18 protein-coding genes are annotated in these 16,417 nt (G+C 71.6%); 16 read left to right on the forward strand and 2 right to left on the reverse strand.

Translation table 11 applies throughout. From position 1 onward, the window contains the following. Positions 1-240: 240 nt before the first annotated feature. From QQ657_RS08650 to fahA, 4 genes are all read left to right on the forward strand, one after another. Entirely contained in the window at positions 241-762 is a 522-nt protein-coding gene (locus tag QQ657_RS08650; protein WP_284741573.1) for a MarR family winged helix-turn-helix transcriptional regulator, read from the forward strand. An 89-nt stretch (positions 763-851) separates the two neighbouring features. Beyond that, positions 852-2,051 carry a homogentisate 1,2-dioxygenase gene (locus QQ657_RS08655; protein WP_284741574.1) on the forward strand — a complete coding sequence of 400 codons (1,200 nt, stop codon included), beginning with the start codon at positions 852-854 and terminating at the stop codon, positions 2,049-2,051. Then, the gene (locus QQ657_RS08660; RefSeq protein WP_434056727.1) at positions 2,048-2,848 is read left to right on the forward strand and encodes a hypothetical protein; all 801 of its coding nucleotides are present in this window, start codon (positions 2,048-2,050) and stop codon (positions 2,846-2,848) included. The genes QQ657_RS08655 and QQ657_RS08660 overlap by 4 nt, the downstream gene beginning before the upstream one ends. Beyond that, positions 2,845-4,011, forward strand: coding sequence for a fumarylacetoacetase (fahA, locus tag QQ657_RS08665; protein ID WP_284741576.1), 1,167 nt, complete (start codon positions 2,845-2,847; stop codon positions 4,009-4,011). Before QQ657_RS08660 ends, fahA begins: the two co-directional genes overlap by 4 nt. A 139-nt stretch (positions 4,012-4,150) precedes the next feature. On the opposite strand, the gene QQ657_RS08670 is transcribed toward fahA, so the two are convergent. After that, the gene (locus QQ657_RS08670; protein WP_284741577.1) at positions 4,151-4,864 is read right to left on the reverse strand and encodes an AfsR/SARP family transcriptional regulator; all 714 of its coding nucleotides are present in this window, start codon (positions 4,862-4,864) and stop codon (positions 4,151-4,153) included. A gap of 112 nt (positions 4,865-4,976) precedes the next feature. Then, positions 4,977-5,153 (reverse strand): hypothetical protein, encoded by a 177-nt coding sequence (locus tag QQ657_RS08675; protein WP_284741578.1) that lies wholly within the window; start codon positions 5,151-5,153, stop codon positions 4,977-4,979. 209 nt (positions 5,154-5,362) lie between these two features. Here QQ657_RS08675 and QQ657_RS08680 point away from each other — a divergent pair, with 209 nt between their 5' ends. From QQ657_RS08680 to QQ657_RS08735, 12 genes are read left to right on the forward strand one after another with little or no spacing between them, the layout of a single operon-like run. Continuing rightward, positions 5,363-5,935, forward strand: coding sequence for a Pvc16 family protein (locus QQ657_RS08680; protein ID WP_284741579.1), 573 nt, complete (start codon positions 5,363-5,365; stop codon positions 5,933-5,935). Continuing rightward, the gene (locus QQ657_RS08685) at positions 5,932-6,660 is read left to right on the forward strand and encodes a carboxypeptidase regulatory-like domain-containing protein (RefSeq protein ID WP_284741580.1); all 729 of its coding nucleotides are present in this window, start codon (positions 5,932-5,934) and stop codon (positions 6,658-6,660) included. Before QQ657_RS08680 ends, QQ657_RS08685 begins: the two co-directional genes overlap by 4 nt. A 24-nt stretch (positions 6,661-6,684) precedes the next feature. Then, positions 6,685-8,952, forward strand: coding sequence for a phage tail sheath C-terminal domain-containing protein (locus QQ657_RS08690; protein ID WP_284741581.1), 2,268 nt, complete (start codon positions 6,685-6,687; stop codon positions 8,950-8,952). A 19-nt stretch (positions 8,953-8,971) separates the two neighbouring features. Then, on the forward strand, positions 8,972-9,430 hold the full coding sequence (locus QQ657_RS08695; RefSeq protein ID WP_284741582.1) for a phage tail protein: 459 nt from the start codon (positions 8,972-8,974) through the stop codon (positions 9,428-9,430). A 10-nt stretch (positions 9,431-9,440) separates the two neighbouring features. Then, positions 9,441-10,913: a phage tail sheath family protein gene (locus QQ657_RS08700; RefSeq protein ID WP_284741583.1), complete on the forward strand. Its 1,473-nt coding sequence runs from the start codon at positions 9,441-9,443 to the stop codon at positions 10,911-10,913. Continuing rightward, complete coding sequence (locus QQ657_RS08705; protein WP_284741584.1) at positions 10,910-11,410, forward strand: phage tail protein; 501 nt, start codon at positions 10,910-10,912, stop codon at positions 11,408-11,410. Before QQ657_RS08700 ends, QQ657_RS08705 begins: the two co-directional genes overlap by 4 nt. Before the next feature lie 11 nt (positions 11,411-11,421). Beyond that, positions 11,422-11,610 carry a putative phage tail protein gene (locus QQ657_RS08710; protein ID WP_284741585.1) on the forward strand — a complete coding sequence of 63 codons (189 nt, stop codon included), beginning with the start codon at positions 11,422-11,424 and terminating at the stop codon, positions 11,608-11,610. Beyond that, positions 11,607-12,275 carry a CIS tube protein gene (locus tag QQ657_RS08715; RefSeq protein WP_284741586.1) on the forward strand — a complete coding sequence of 223 codons (669 nt, stop codon included), beginning with the start codon at positions 11,607-11,609 and terminating at the stop codon, positions 12,273-12,275. Before QQ657_RS08710 ends, QQ657_RS08715 begins: the two co-directional genes overlap by 4 nt. A 13-nt stretch (positions 12,276-12,288) precedes the next feature. Then, a complete protein-coding gene (locus QQ657_RS08720; protein WP_284741587.1) occupies positions 12,289-13,482 on the forward strand; it encodes a phage late control D family protein in 1,194 nt (397 codons plus the stop codon). Further along, complete coding sequence (locus tag QQ657_RS08725) at positions 13,479-14,111, forward strand: phage baseplate assembly protein V (RefSeq protein ID WP_284741588.1); 633 nt, start codon at positions 13,479-13,481, stop codon at positions 14,109-14,111. The genes QQ657_RS08720 and QQ657_RS08725 overlap by 4 nt, the downstream gene beginning before the upstream one ends. Continuing rightward, the gene (locus QQ657_RS08730; protein ID WP_284741589.1) at positions 14,108-14,521 is read left to right on the forward strand and encodes a GPW/gp25 family protein; all 414 of its coding nucleotides are present in this window, start codon (positions 14,108-14,110) and stop codon (positions 14,519-14,521) included. Before QQ657_RS08725 ends, QQ657_RS08730 begins: the two co-directional genes overlap by 4 nt. After that, a complete protein-coding gene (locus tag QQ657_RS08735; protein ID WP_284741590.1) occupies positions 14,518-16,407 on the forward strand; it encodes a putative baseplate assembly protein in 1,890 nt (629 codons plus the stop codon). Before QQ657_RS08730 ends, QQ657_RS08735 begins: the two co-directional genes overlap by 4 nt. Positions 16,408-16,417: the final 10 nt, after the last annotated feature.

Genomic DNA, 16,417 nt, shown 5'->3' on the forward strand with positions numbered 1-16,417 from the left:
ATTAGCCCTGCCGATTTCCGTCTTCTCAACCCCGAAGCCTGATTGTGACTACGGCCGGCAGCACCGCGTCAAGGCGGGAAAGATGCCTTGACCCGGCGCTGCCGGCCGTGTTCTGGCTTCGGATCGGGGTTGCGGGGGGTCTGGGTTGCGTGGGGCTGTGGTTCGGGTGGCCTGTCCGGAACGCCGCGTGCCGCGTGCTTGAAACAAGTTTCGAGATTGACTGTTTGTTAGGGTGCTTCGATGGAAGAGGAGCTGGACTTCTGGTCGTTCGTCGAGCTGGCCAATCGGCGGCTTGCGACGGAGTACGGCTTTCGGCACCAGTTGGCCACTGAGGTGCTGCTGACGCTCAACCGGGCGTCGGACCTGGTCACCTATGATCTGGAGGCCTCGGTGCACCGGCCGCGGGGCCGGTCGTGGTCGGCGTTTCGGCTGCTTTTCGTGGTCTGGCTGGCCGGGCCCCTGGAGCCGAAGAGCGCCGCTCGGCTCACCGGGATGAGCCGGGCTGCGGTGTCGAACCTGATGAAACCGCTGGTCGCGGACGGTCTGCTCGATCGCGTTCCGGACGAGCGTGACGGCCGTTCGGTCCAGCTCTCGCTGACCGAGGCCGGCCGCGAAGAGATGGTTTCGGTGTTTCGCGAGCACAACGAGCGCGAGTTCGGCTGGACCGACGCCCTCACCGAGGAAGAACAGCGGATCCTGGTGATGCTGCTGGGCAAGCTCATCACCGGCCGGACGGCGGCCGACACCCGCAGCCGTCGCTAGCCCCTACCCGTGGTGCGAGCCGGGGGCTAGTCTGGACTCAAGATAGTAAAAGCATGAACTATGTGGCCGGATCGGTCAGGAGGCGAACCATGGCGTACTACCGCCGAGCGGGGACCATCCCGCCGAAGCGGCACACCCAGCATCGCACCCCCGAGGGCGGGCTGTACTCCGAGGAGCTGATGGGCGAGGAAGGCTTCTCGTCGGACTCGTCGCTGCTCTACCACCGCGGGGTGCCGTCGGCGATCGTCGGCGCGACGCCGTGGGAACTGCCGGACCAGACACTCACCGAGAACCGCCCGCTGGTGCCGCGCCACCTGAAGCTGCACGAGCTGTTCGCGGGCCAGGACTGGAAGAGCGCCGACGTCGTCACCGGCCGGCGGCTGGTCCTGGGCAACGGCGACGTCCGGATCTCGTACGTCGCCGCGGGGGAGGCGTCTCCGCTCTACCGCAACGCCGTCGGCGACGAGTGCGTGTACGTCGAGTCCGGTGAAGCGCGGGTCGAGACGGTGTTCGGCGTGCTGGAAGCGCGTCAGGGCGACTACGTGATCCTGCCGCGCGCCACCACGCACCGCTGGGTGCCGGCCGGTGGCGAGCCGCTGCGGGCGTACGTCATCGAAGCGAACTCGCACATCACGCCGCCGAAGCGCTATCTGTCCCGCTTCGGCCAGCTGCTGGAGCACGCGCCGTACTGCGAGCGCGACCTGCACGGACCCGAAGAGCCGTTCCTGGCCGAGGGCGAGGACGTCGAGGTGCTGGTCAAGCACCGCGGCTCGCGCGGCATCACCGGTACGCGCTACGTCTACCCGACGCACCCCTTCGACGTCGTCGGCTGGGACGGGTTCCTCTACCCGTACACGTTCAACATCGCCGACTTCGAGCCGATCACCGGCCGCGTGCACCAGCCGCCGCCCGTGCACCAGGTGTTCGAAGGCCACAACTTCGTCATCTGCAACTTCGTCCCGCGCAAGGTCGACTACCACCCCCTCGCCGTGCCGGTGCCGTACTACCACTCCAATGTGGACTCCGACGAGGTGATGTTCTACTGCGGCGGGAACTACGAGGCCCGCAAGGGATCCGGCATCACGCAGGGCTCGATCAGCCTGCACCCGGGCGGGCACAGCCACGGTCCGCAGCCCGGCGCCGTCGAACGCTCGCTCGGCGCGGAGTTCTTCGACGAGCTGGCCGTCATGGTCGACACCTTCCGCCCGCTCGAGCTCGGCGAGGGCGGCCTGGCGAGCGAAGACCCCGGCTACGCGTGGACCTGGGCCGGACGGGGGCCGGTCGCGTGATCCCCGCGCTCTTCGCCGGGCTCTGCGACGACGCCGCGGTGTTCCCGCCCGGCCTGGCGCCCCTGCCGGACGCGATCGCCGCGCACGACGCGTACGAGCGGGCCTGGTACGCCGACCTCGTCGGCCCGCTGGTGCTCGCGGCCCCGGCCCTCGACGCGCTGGGCGACCTGCTCGGGCCGCGCGAGACGCCGTTGCCGGTCGCGGTGACGCTGCCCGGCGGCCCCGACCGGCTGCCGGCCGTGCTCGACGCCGTCAAGACGCTGCCGGTGGACCTGCGGGCCCTGGAGATCGCCGTGCCGGACGGCCTGAGGCCGGCCGAGCTGCTCGACGCGATCTCCGCCGCCACCGCGCCGGTGTACGTCGAGATCCCGCGCGACGACCGCCGCGGGCCGCTGCTGCGGGCGCTCGCGGGAACGGGTCACCGCGCGAAGTTCCGCACCGGCGGCGTCCGCGCGGACCTCTACCCCGGCGAGGCCGAGCTGGCCGCGTCGATCCGGGGCGCGGTCGAGGCGGGGGTCCCGTTCAAGGCGACCGCCGGGCTGCATCACGCGCTGCGCAACACCGACCCGGAGACGGGGTTCGAGCAGCACGGCTTCCTCAACCTGCTGCTCGCGGCCGCCGACCCGGACCGCGGTGAAGCCCTGCTCTCCGAGCGCGACGGCGCGGTGGTCGCCGCCGCGGTCCGGGAGCTCGCGCCGGACGTCCGCGCGCGGTTCACGTCGTTCGGCACCTGCAGCATCACCGACCCGTTGACCGAGCTGGCCGCCCTCGGCCTGCTGCCCCGAGGAGAGGCATGACCACGATCGACATCCCCGAAGGCTCCCCGTTCGGGATCGCCAACCTGCCCTACGGCGTGTTCTCCGCCGGCGGCGACACCCCGCGCGTCGGCGTCCGCGTCGGGGACTCCGTGCTCGACCTGGCCCGCGCGCTCGGCGACGACGTCTTCGCCGCGCCGACGCTGAACCCGTTCATGGCGCAGGGGTACGACCGCTGGGTGGCGGTCCGCTCGCGGATCACGGCGCTCGTCGCGGGCGAGGTGCCCGACGACGCCGTGCACGCGGTCGACGGTGTCACGCTGCACCTGCCGTTCGAGGTCGCGGACTACGTCGACTTCTACGCGTCCGAGCACCACGCGTCCAACGTCGGGCGGCTGTTCCGGCCGGACGCGGAACCGCTGCTGCCCAACTGGAAGCACCTGCCGGTCGGCTACCACGGCCGCGCGGGGACGATCCTGGTCTCGGGCACGGACATCGTCCGCCCGAGCGGTCAGCGCAAGGGCGACCCGGCGCCGGTGTTCGGCCCGAGCACCCGCCTGGACATCGAGGCGGAGCTGGGTTTCGTCGTCGGCACGGGCACGCCGCTGAACACGCCGATCGCCCCGGACGACTTCGCGCGGCACGTGTTCGGCGCGGTGCTGCTCAACGACTGGTCCGCGCGCGACATCCAGGCGTGGGAGTACGTGCCGCTGGGCCCGAACCTGGGCAAGAGCTTCGCGACGTCGGTCTCGGCGTGGGTCGTCCCGATCCTCGCGCTGGAGGCGGCGCGGATCCCGCTGCCGGGGCAGGACCCGGAGCCGCTGCCATACCTGCGCGAGAGCCGGCCGTGGGGGCTGGACGTCGAGCTGGTCGTGGAGTGGAACGGCGAGGAGGTCAGCCGCCCGCCGTACCGCGAGATGTACTGGTCGCCGGCCCAGATGCTGGCCCACTTGACGGTCAACGGCGCGTCGTCGCGCACGGGAGACCTGTACGGCTCCGGCACGATCTCGGGCCCGGAGAAGCACCAGCGCGGCGCGTTCCTCGAGCTGAGCTGGGGCGGCAAGGAGCCGCTGACCGTGAAGGGCGAGGAGCGCAGCTTCCTCCTCGACGGCGACGAAGTGGTGATCACCGGCACGGCCCCGGGCGCGGACGGCTCGCGGATCGGTTTCGGCGAGGTCCTGGGGAGGATCCTCCCGGCCGGCTGAGGCGTGCGGATCTCGTCGGCGGCCGCTCGTTTCGCGCCGAATTCGTCGCGGCCGCCGGACGATCACAGGAAATCCGTGACCTTCCGGCGATTTGCCATTCCGGTAATGATCACAGTCCGCAATTCCGGAAATACCGCGACTAGTGCGGCAGGACGCCGCGGAGGGCGTCCGACGGCTCGAGTCCCAGTTCTTCGAGCAGGGTGCGCCGGCACTGGTCGTACTGGTGCTGGGCCGAGGCCCGGTTGCCGGCGGCGAGGTGCGCGTCGATGAGGACGCGGTGCGCGCTCTCCCTCAGCGGCTCGGCGCGGACCGCGGCCAGCCCCGCCGCCACCGCCTCGCCGTGGCGGCCGGCCGTCGTGAGGCGTTTCGCCATGGCCTCCAACGCATACAGCCGCAGCTGGTGGTACTGCTCCTGCTCGAGCAGGACCCACTCGTTGTCCGACCACTCGGGCAGCAGGTCGGCGGAGAGGTCGTCGCGGGTCCGCCGGTCCAGGATGTCGTCGCACCCGCAGGTCCGGTCGAGCAGGCGGTGCGCGCTGGCGACCGCGTCGTGGATGTCGACGGTGATGTTGCCCGCCAGCGCCATCTCCTGCACCGACGCCTCGATCACCCGGTACCCGGTGCGCGACGCGCGCCACAGCGACGAGCGCAGGTTCGCGTTCGCGCGGGGCGTAGGCGCCTCGGGCCACAGCGTTCTCGCCACGTACGTTCTGGTCCGCGGCCGGTCCTGCAGCGCCAGGAACGCGAGCAATCGCTGCGCGCTCGACGACAGCGCCACCCGGTCGTCGTCCACGAGCAGCGCGAAACCCTTCAACAGCCGCAGTGTCACGATCTGCGTTTCTCCAGTGCGCATCGGCTCCCCAACCTATGCCCGGCACCGATCGGATCGACCCCACCCTTGAGCAATTCGCGACCCCGGTGCGAAACGTTACCGGAATTATCGCGCGCACGGCGTCAACAGGGCGTCACGAAAACGTCATCGGGCCTGATCCGAGGTCTTCCAGCCAGTTTCGCACGGCCTCGAGCACCGCCTCCGGCGACGTCACGGCCAGCTGCCTGGCCTCGGTGGTGCCGATCGTGGAGAGGATGCGGACCCGGAGGGCGTCGGGCTCGCCGCCTTCCAGCCACGCACGGAGAACCATGCTGCCGGAACGCTCCTCGGGTGCCTCCACCACCGCAGGATGCGCGCCGGTGTGTCACCACCCCGTCGCGGACACGTCAACGCGTGTCCGGGCAACGCCGCCGTGACGCCGGTGCGACGCGCGGAACGCGGTCCTGCCACGCCACCCCTGCGATGCTGCGCCCCGGTACGCCGGAGCCACCTCCCGGCGGGCCACAGGGGAGGACTGGCATGGGGGATTTCGGCGTCGTCGCCGACGTTTCGACGATCATCGTGGACCGGCTCACCGAGGCGCTGCGCAGCCTGGACCCGAACGACCCGCCGACGGCGGTGCTGAGCGACCTCGAGGACCGGCCGAGCCGGGCCACGCTCACGGTCTTCCTGTACGAGATCGCGGAGGACCCGACCTCGCGCAACCGGCCGCCGGTCCGGTCCCTCCCGCCCGACGCGCCCACCAGCCGCAAACCGCCGATGGCGCTCCTGCTCCGCTACCTGATCACCCCGTGGGGCGGCAACCAGGAAACCCAGCACCAGATGATCGGCCGCGCCCTCCAAGTCTTCTACGACGACGCGATCTGGTCCGGCGGGGAGCTGACCGGCAGCATGGCGGGCACCACGGAGGCGCTGCAGTTCACGCTGACCCCGCTGACGCTCGACCAGAAGTCGTGGATCTGGTACGCGATCCAGAAGCCGTACAAGCTGTCCCTCAACTACGAGGTCCGGGTCGTCAACCTCGACTCCCTCGACATCGCCGAGCTCAGGCTCGTGCGGAGCCGCACGATCAGCGGGGCGACGCTGCCATGACCCGCTTCTACCCCGTCGAGACCTCCGTCCTGCATAGCCCGGCGTGGTTCGTGCCGTTCGACGAGTTCGCCCAGCGCGTCCGGGCCGCCGACATCGCCACGGAGCTGGACCTCTTCGACCCGGACGTGAACGGCTGGGTGCCGCAGGACACGCCGGCGATCCGGACGCCGAGCGGCGCGATCGCCTACCCGGAGCTCGGCCGCCGCCGGGCGCCGGGTGCCGAGCCGGAGCGGTTCCGCGTCCGGTTCGCCGGCACCGGGCTCGCGCCGCTGTACCCGGCGGACGGCGTGGACTTCGACGCGACCGTGGCGGGGGTCGAGTTCACCGCGTACCCGTACGACGACGCGCACCCGCCCGCCGTCGGCAGCGAGCCGAGGCTGGTCCGGCTGCTGCCGGGCATCGCGTTCCCGTACGGGCCGGGCGTCCGCACCGTGTACGGCGTCGTCGTCGACGCGGTCACCCGGGCGCCGGTGGCGAACGCGCTGGTCGAGGCGCGCGGCACCACGATCCGGGACGGGATCGCGTGGCTCGAGCGGACCCTCACCAACCCCGACGGCGCGTTCCGGCTCGCCCTGCGCTGGGAGGGCGAGCCGGTCACCGGGCCGACACCCGTGCAGATCTTCCCCCTCACGGCCACCGAGCGGCCGGGCCGGGCCGGGGCGCTGGACGTCCGGCTGCCCGCCGAGCGGGACCGCCGGCACGTCATCGAAATCGTCCAGCAGTAGCGGCAGTAGAGAAGGAGCCAAGCCATGCCCGAGTACCTGAGCCCCGGCGTCTACGTCGAGGAGGTCGACGCGGGGCCGCGGCCGATCGCGGGGGTGAGCACCAGCACGGCGGGCATGGTCGGGGTCACCCAGCGCGGCCCGACCACCGGGAAACCGAAGCTGGTCACGAACTTCCTGGAGTACCAGACGACCTTCGGCGGGTTCCTGCCCGAGCCGGACCCGGCGATCCGCGACGCCTGGGCGGAGAACCCCACCGAGGGCGGCCGCTGGTGGCTGTTCCCGCTGGCGGTCAAGGGTTTCTTCGACAACGGCGGCCAGCGCCTCTACGTCAAGCGGGTCGTCAGCGGCGACGCCGAGGCCGCCTCCGGCACGGTCGGCACGGGCCTGGTCAGCGCGGTCACCCAGGACGCGGCGGCCGGCGCCACCAGCCTGCAGCTGGCCCACCTGGTCGGCTTCACCGGCACGGACGAGGTCACCGTCTTCCGCGGCAGCGACAACGTCGAGATCGGCACGGTGACGATCACCGCGTACAACGCCGGCACCGGGCGGGTCACACTCGGCACCGGGCCGGCCGCGGAGGTGAAGGCGGCCCGCGGCGACTACGTGCAGGTGGGCGACCGCGACGCCACGCCGAGCGTGCGGTTCTCCGCGTCGAGCCCCGGCTCCTGGGGCAAGGCGGTCCAGGTCCGGATCTCCCCGTCGGTCAGCGCCTCGCTGCCGGTACTGCCCGACCCGAACGAGGGCCCGCTGTTCATCACCGCGCTCGCCGCCGACGCCGGCCGCGACGCTGCGTCGGTCGAGGTGAACGCGGTGCCCGGCCTCGACCCCGGCCCCCTTCCCGACGACGTCTGGATCCTGATCAACAACCGGCGGTTCGAGGTCACCGTCGCGCAGCCGGCGAACGGGAAGGTGACGCTCACGTTCCCGGGCGGCACCACGCACGCGCCGTGGCAGGCCGGCCTCACCGTGCGCCGGGTGCGCCGGGCGAGCGCCGGTGCCGGTCCCGAACTGCGGGTCAGCGGCTCCTCCCGGCTGTACGAGGGCGCGGTCGCGCAGCTCGACACCGGGGACAAGCTGAGCACCCTGAACGTCGTGTCGATCGGGCCCGACGACCTCGTCACGTTCGACGCCGATACCCCCGAGCTGGTCTTCGAGACCGCCAAGGTCCGGCTGGTCGAGTCCACAGTGGACACCCGGTTCGCCGATCCCGGCGGCGGCTCGGTCACCGAGACCTTCCGCAACCTGCGCCTGACCGGCGACGCGCCCGGGACCGTGGTGGGCACCCTGGCGAGCCAGTCGCGGCTGGTCCGGGCGGCCACACTGACGGGCATCAGCACCGATCCGGCCCATTTCCCCACACCGGGGACCGGTTCCTGGATCAGCCTCGCCGACGACGGCTCGGACGCGTTCGACGGGCTCACGGTCGCGGACTTCGTCGGCACGGACGGCGGGAGCGGCAAGCGCACCGGCATCGTCGCCCTCGAGGACATCGACGAGGTCGCGATCTGCGCGGTGCCCGGCGTGTGGGCCGGCACGGTCGAGTCGGCGCTGGTGACCCACTGCGAGCAGCTGAAGGACCGCTTCGCCGTCCTGGACCCGCAGGACGGCCTCGACATCGAGGGCATCCAGGCGTTCCGCGAGCCGTTCGACACCAAGTACGCGGCGCTGTACTACCCGTGGCTGGTGGTCAACGACCCCTCGACCGGCCAGTTCGTCGAGGCGCCGCCGTCCGGGCACGTCATCGGGATCTACGCCCGCACCGACACCGAGCGCGGGGTGCACAAGGCACCGGCCAACGCGGTCATCCGCGGCATCCGGCTGACCGACGGCATCGCCCAGGACGTCACCAAGCGGCACCAGGACCTGCTGAACCCCCGGGGGATCAACGCGCTGCGGTTCTTCCCCGGCCTCGGTCAGCGGGTGTGGGGCGCGCGCACGCTGTCGTCGGACACCTCGTGGAAGTACGTCAACGTGCGCCGGCTCTTCCTGTTCCTGGAGGAGTCGATCGACGAGGGCACGCAGTGGGTCGTGTTCGAGCCGAACGACGAGCCGCTGTGGGCGCTGGTGCGCCAGACGGTCGCGAACTTCCTGACCACCGTGTGGCGCACCGGCGCGCTCGCCGGCACGACCGCGGACGAGGCGTTCTTCGTCCACTGCGACCGCTCCACGATGACCGACGACGACATCGCCAACGGACGGCTCATCTGCGTGATCGGGGTGGCGCCCGTGTTCCCGGCGGAGTTCGTGATCTTCCGGATCCAGCAGAAGACCCGCGAGACCCAGCTCGTCTGACCACTGAAAGGCAAGGCAAATGCCACCTGTGACGCGGGACGACCCGTATGCCGCGTATAACTTCCTGGTCATCGTGACCAACGTCAGCGACGACGGCATCTCGGTGAGTGGCTCGTTCACCGAGGCCAGCGGGCTCGACGTGGAACTGCCGGTGATCGAGTACCGCACCGGCAGCGAGGACATCACGGTCCGCAAGCTCGTCGGGCTGAAGAAGGCCCCAAGCGCGCTGACGTTCAAGCGCGGGGTCACCGGCCACGTCGGCTTCTGGAACTGGGTGAAGGAAGCCCTCGACGGCCGTGTGCGGCGCACGGCCGGCTCGATCGTGATGCTCGACGAGAACCGCCAGGAAGTCATGCGCTGGAACTTCGACCGGGCCTGGCCGACCAAGTACACCGGACCTTCGTTCAACGCGACCAAGAACGAGATCGCCATGGAGACGCTCGTGCTGGCCGTCGAGAGCTTCGTGATCGACGCGTGAGCGGGCGGACATGACCAGCACGGCGCTTCCCGGCGTCTCCCTGACCTTCGAGCGTGCGGCCACCGGCGACGAGCCGTTGCGCACGGACGTGGCCGTGTTCCTCGGCCGCACCCGTCGCGGCCCGGTCGGCCGGCCCGTGCGCGTCGAGAGCTGGAACGACGTCGTCGGCGCGTTCGGCCCACCGGACGGCACGTCGGCGACGCCGTACGCGCTGCGCGGGTTCTTCGAGAACCAGGGCCGGACGGCCTGGGTCCTGCGGGTCTCCGGGCCGGCCGAACTCGCGAGTGCACAGTGGACGGACGGCTTCCGCGTGGTGGCCGCGAGTCCCGGCGCGTGGGCGAACGGCGGCCGGGTCAGCGTGCGGTACCGGGCGAGCAGCGTCGCGGGCCCGCCGGTGGTCACCGTGCGGGTGCTCGTGCCGGGTGAGCCGGCGGAGATCTTCGCCGGCATGGCACCCGGCGAGGTCGTCGGCCGGATCGCCGCGTCCCACCTCATCCGGGTGGTTCCGGCGGGGGCGGGGAACCCGATCCCGGCGGACGGGCCGATCTCGCGGTCCTGGGACCTGACGCTCACCGGCGGCACGGACAGCCCGCCGGAACGCGCCGACTACGCGTCCGCGGTGGTGACGCAGGCCGAGCTGCCGGAACCCGCCCTGGTGGCCCTGCCGGACCTCGGCGCCGACCTGGGCGGCACCGAGCACACGAGCTTGGTGCTGGACCTGCTGGCGGCCGTGGCGCCGCTGCTGGACCGGCTGGTGCTGCTGGACGTGCCGCCGTCGGTGTCCACAGTGGACGCGGTGGTGGCCTGGGCAGGCGAGCTGGCGGGGTTCGGCGACGAGGCGCTGCTCGCCGCGGCGGCGGTGTACCACCCGCCGCTGCGGGCGCCGTCGCTCGACGGGACCGGCCTGCGGACCGTGCCGGCGTCCGGGCACGTCGCCGGGCTGATCGCCCGGCTCGACGCCGAGCGTGGCCCCGCCGACACCCCGGCGAACGCCACCCTGCTGGACGCCGTGGACCTGGCGGTCGAGTACCCGGAGGCGCAGCAGGTCCGGCTGTTCGAGGGAGGTGTCGACCTGGTGCGGTGCCTGCGCGGCCGGGGTCTCGTGGTGTGGGGCGGGCGGACGCTGTCGGGCGACCCGCGCCGGGTGTACGTCGCCCACCGCCGGCTGCTGCACCTGCTGGTGCGGGCCATCCGGCGGGCCGCCGCGCCGCTGGTGTTCGAGGTGAACTCGCCGGAGCTGCGGCTGTCGCTGGTCCGCGCGATCACCTCGGTGCTGCTGGAGGCGTTCCGCACCGGCGCGCTCGCCGGCAGCCGGCCCGAGGACGCGTTCCGCGTGGTGTGCGACGAGTCGAACAACCCGCCGGAACAGGACCCCGGTCAGGTCGTGTGCGAGATCGATGTCGCGCCGGCCGTGCCCATGGAGTTCATCGCGCTGCGGCTGGTGCTCGGCCAGGACCGCGGCCTGGAGGTGATCGAACAGTGAGCACCCCGGGCGAGCAGCTGCTCGCGCTGAACGAGCCGCTGACCAAGTTCCGCTTCCTCGTGACGCTCGCGCCGGCGGACGTGTACCTGCCCCCGGCGCAGGCCCTGCTGCTGCAGGCGGTGGCGGCGGGCGCGTTCCAGGAGGTCACCGGGATGGGCGCGCAGCTGGAGGTGGTGACGTACGCGGAGGGCGGCCGCAACGACTCCGTGCACCGGCTGCCGCTGCGCCACTCGTGGAACCCGATCACCCTCAAGCGCGGCGTGGTCCGCGACCGGCTCCTGTGGTCCTGGTACGAAACCGGCCTGCACGACTCGCTCGGCGCCCGCCGCGACGGTGCCGTGATCATGCTCGACCAGGCCGGCGTGCCCGCGAAGTCGTGGATCTTCCACGGCGGGCTGGCCGCCAAGTGGACCGGCCCGGACCTGCACGGCGAGCAGAACGCGGTCGCGATCGAGTCACTGGAAATCGCCCACGAGGGCCTGACGGCCGTCCTCTAGGAGAGCAGACCGTGCCCAAGAACCTGATCATCCACAACCTCGAGGTGCGCTTCCAGGTGGAAGGCGACGACGGGGCCCTGTTCACCCGCCTGTTCAACAAGCACATCCAGGCGTGGTCACGGCTGTACGAAGACGAGTGCGCCCGCGCCGAGCGCAGCGACAACGACCGCAAGCTCGGGGATCCGGGAGGCCGGCGGTGAGCGTCACCCCGTTCTCCCTCGTGAGCCAGGGCGCCGACGCGCACCTGGAGATCGAGCAGCCCGAGAACCCGCAGAACGTGCCGAAGCGGATCCCGCTGAAGTTCAACCCGACCGAGTACAAGCTGAGCAAGAGCAACACCTTCGCCGAGATCACCATCCCCGGTCTCGAAACCCCGCCGATCCAGTACATCCGCGGCGGCAGCGAGTCGCTGTCGGTACAGGCATTGGTGGACACCTCCGACACGCTCGACGACGTCCGGAAGACCTATGTGGACAACATCCGCAAGCTGATGCGGCCCCAGGAGACCCTGCACGCACCGCCGATCGTCAAGTTCGTCTGGGACCGGACCGTGTTCCGCGGCGTGCTGGAGAAGCTGGACGTGAACTACGTGCTGTTCGCCAAGAACGGCGTGCCGCTGCGGGCCCAGCTCGACCTCACGCTGAAGGAGTACCGGCCGGCCAAGGAACAGGCCAACGACCCGCCCCGGTCGTCGCCGACGGTGGAGAAGAGCTACGTGGTGCGCCGCGGCGACACCTGGGACCGCATCTCCGCCGCCGTCTACCGGCGCCCGGACGCGTGGCGGGAACTGGCGCGTGCCAACGGGATCTCCGATCCCCGCGACCTGAAGCCGGGGCTGGTGCTGACCGTGCCCCGGCTGCCGTGAGAGGAGGTGTGCGATGACCGCGCCCGCGGGCACCCAGCCCGAGATCGCCGACCCGGACCGCTACGCCCCCGGGTTCGAGGTGGTCGTCGACGGCCTCCAGGCCGACCCGACGACCAAGAACGACATCCTCGACGTCAAGGTGCACCGCGACCTCGACGAGATGTCCGGCTTCGACCTCGAGCTGAACAACTGGGACGACGTCACGCTGAAGTTCAAGCACAGCGACTCGGACAAGCTGCAGATCGGCACGCGCGTCTCCGTCCGGCTCGGCTACGCGGACAAGCTGCTGACCGTCGGCACCGGGACGATCAGCTCGCTCGCGCCCAAGTTCCCCGACGGCGGGTCGCCGACCGTCTCGATCACCTGCGTGGACGGGATGCTCGCGCTCAAGGACCGCAAGCCCACCAAGGAAGAGGACAAGAACTTCGTGGGGAAGACCGACTGGGAGATCGCCGAACAGATCGCGCGGCGCAACAAGCTGGCGTTCAAGACGACCCACGAGGGCCCGCGGCACGACCTGGTGGTGCAGAAGAACCAGTCCGACGCGCAGTTCCTGATGGAGCGGGCGAAGCGGATCGACTTCGACTGCTACATCCTGCCGGACCCGCGGACGGGCGAGCAGACGCTCTACTTCATCAAGCCCACCGACGGCCGCGACAGCCGGCCCATCCGGCTGTTCCGCCTCGCCTACGCACCCGGACTGGCCACCGGACCCAGCGGGCAGCCCGCGGGCCTGGTGCCCAACCTCATCGACTTCACCCCGACCATGACCGTGTCCAACCAGGTCAGCAAGCTCACCGTGCACGGCTGGGACCCGGTCAAGGCGCAGCCGATCGAGTACGTTGCGACCGCGAACGACCTGCCCGGCGGGCAGAACCAGGCCGACGGGCAGAGCGGGCCGGAGGCGGCGGAGAGCGCGGCCGGCGGCCGGCAGGAAGTGATCGTCGACGCCCCGGTGCTCAGTCAGGAGGAGGCCAAGGAGCTGGCCATCGCGCTGCTGCGGGAGCGGGCGTACGAGTTCATCACCGCGACCGGCCGCGTGGCCGGGCTGCCGGAGCTGCGGCCGGGGGACAACCTCGAGATCTTCGGCCTCGGCAAGCGCTTCTCCGGCACCTACTTCGTCAAGCGCGTCGAGCACGCCCTCAACTCGAGCGGCTTCTTCACCACGTTCACCAGCCGGAAGATCTTCCAGGGGGACAAGAAATGACGGCGATGCCACGCGCCATGGCGAGCGACCAGCGCTACTACGGCGTCGCGCCCGCCGAAGTCGTGCAGAACGACGGAGACGACGAGGGCCGCGTCAAGGTCAAGTACTACTGGCTGGACGGCGGTGCGTCGATCAGTCCCTGGATCCGGGTCAGCCAGCTCTACGCGGGCCCCGGCTACGGCTCGGTGTTCGTGCCCGAGGTCGGCGACGAGGTGCTGGTCGCGTTCTTCCAGGGCGACATGCGGCAGCCGTACGTCCTCGGCGGGCTCTACAACGGCAAGAAGAAGCCGCCGACGGCACACAAGGACGGGCGCGACCAGAAGATCATCCGCACCAAGGCCGGGCACCAGATCCTCTTCGACGACAAGGAAAAGGAGATCACCATCAGCACCGCGACCGGCGCGAAGGTGGTCTTGAAGGACAGCGGGGAGATCACCCTCGAAGCCCGGACGGTGACCGTCAAGGCGAGTGACATCGACCTCGGCGGCGGCTCGACCGAGCCCGTCGTCCTCGGCAACGCGCTCCTGCAGGCCTTCGTCCAGCACACCCACCCGGCGCCGGGCGGCGTCACCGGTCCCGCTACGCCGCTGCCGCCGACCGTGCTCGCGAAGAAGGTGAAAGCGACGTGACCGAACCCTTCCTCGGCACCGGCTGGCGGTTCCCGATCCTGCCCGACGAGGCCGGCCGGCTCTCCTACGCCGTCGGCGAGACGAGCATCGAGCACTGCCTGCGCGCGCTGCTGCTCACCGCGACCGGCGAGCGCGTGATGCGCCCGGACCTCGGTACCAAGGCCCAGGAGTCCGTCTTCGCCCCCGGCAGCGTGCAGAACCTGCGCGAGCTGGAGCGGTCGATCGCCGACGCGGTCCGCGACTTCGAGCCGCGGGTGGAGCTCTCCGACGTCCTCGCCGAGGCCGACCCGGCCGACGAGTCCCACGTGACGGTCTCGATCGAGTACCGGGTCCGCCGCACCAACACCAAGGCCAACCTGGTGTTCCCGTTCTACCTCGGGCTGACCGGTCTGACGGGGACGACGCCATGACGGTGCCGGTGCCGAAGCTCGACGACCTGACCTGGGCCGACCTGATGTCGGCCGTCACCCGCCGCATCCCGGCGGAGTCGGACGGCGCGTGGACGTTGCACGCGCCCGTCGACCCCGGGATCACGCTGCTGGAGCTGTTCGCGTACCTGCTGGAGCAGCGGCTCTACTGGCTGGACCAGGCGCCGGACGAGCTCGTCGTCGCGATCCTGAAGCTACTGGGCCTCGAGCCGCCCCGGCCCGCGCGGCCCGCGGCCACGGTCCTCGCGCTCACCACCGAGTCGCCGGAGCCGGCGGAGGTGCCGGCCGGGACCGTCTTCGCCCGCGACCCGGCCGCCGCGATCCGGTTCACCCTCGACGACGACGTGACCGTCTTCCCCGTGTCGGGCGAGGTGACGGTGGAGACCGACCGCGACCGCACCGCGGACCTGCTCGCCCGCCGCGGGGTTCCGCTGCTGTCCACCGACGGCTCGCCCGCTTCGGCCCGCTTCACCCTGCCGCTCGCCGGTGCCGACACCACGTCCGGCTGGCTGTCGCTGCTGTTCGAGCTCGACTCGCCGGTGCCGCCGTCCTGGTCGCGGCTCGCCGTGTCCGGCGTGCGGCCTCCCGCCGAGCTGACCTGGTCGTGGTTCCGGCCCAGCGGCGACGCTTCCGGGGCGTTCGAGGAGGTCCAGGACGGCACCGGCGGGCTGCGGCGCTCCGGCGTGGTGCGCCTGCGACCCCCGGCCGGCTGGACCACGATGCACAGCGGGCTGCTGGTGTCGACGCCGGCCGCGACCTACGCGTCGCCGCCGCTGCTGCTGCGGCTGGCGGTCAACGTGTCGGGCGCCCGTCACGTCGAGACCCGCACGGTGACCGATCTCGCGGACCAGACCGACGACTGGCTGAAGCTGCCCGGCCAGCGCCTCGTGCTCCCGGACGCCGCCGACCGCCTGCTCACCGCGTGCCTGAAGCTGGCCGGTGAGCGGTGGGAATCGGTGGCGGACTTCGCCTTCGGCACCTCCCGGGACCGGATCTTCCTGCTGGACCGCCACGACGGCGCGCTCGTGTTCGGCGACGGGCTGACCGGCCGGATCCCGCGGCCGGGCGGCGACGCGGTGGTCGAGTACACGATCGGCGGCGGACGCGGCGGCAACGGCGGTGTCACGGACAACTGGCTGCCCGTCTCGGCCGCCGCGCCGGTGCGCGCCGCGAACCTGGTCCAGGCCGAGGGCGGCGAGGACCCGGAAACGGTGGCGCGGGCGCGGGACCGGGCCGCCGGCGCGCTGGGCGAGGTGACCAGGGCCGTCACCGCCGAGGACTTCGTCACCCTGGCCGTGACGACGCCCGGCGTGGCGGTCGGCCGGGCCTACGCCGCGGTCGGCGAGCACCCGGGTTTCCCGTGCGCGCGGGTGCCCGGCGCGGTGACCGTCCACATCGTCCCGTCGGTGCCGTCGGGGTCCGCACCCGAGCCGGATCCGGGGATGCTGTGCGCGGTGGCGGGCCGGCTGGCGGAAGCCCGGCTGCTGACGGCCGAGGTGTTCGTGCGCGCTCCGGCGTACCGCGACGTCCGCCTGCGGGTCGACCTGGCCGGCACCCCGGCCGACCGGACCCGGGTGTCCACTGTGGTCGGTGACGCGCTGCGCCGGTTCCTCGACCCCTTGGTCGGCGGGGACGACGGGACGGGCTGGCCGTTCGGCGAAGCGCTGCGGCCTTCGGCGTTGCTGCGGGCCGCACAGCAGGCGCTCGGCGACCTGGCGGACGTGACCGCGGTCGCGATCGGCATCGACGGCACGGAACCGGCGGAGACCTGCGACGACGTACCCCTGCGTGCCGGCGAGCTGCCGGTGGCGCGCGAGGTCCGCACACACGTGGTGGCCGTCGTCGAGGCGGGGGAGGGACTGCTGTGACGGAGAACTT

It is taken from the genome of Amycolatopsis ponsaeliensis (assembly GCF_030182635.1).
Classification (GTDB): domain Bacteria; phylum Actinomycetota; class Actinomycetes; order Mycobacteriales; family Pseudonocardiaceae; genus Amycolatopsis; species Amycolatopsis ponsaeliensis.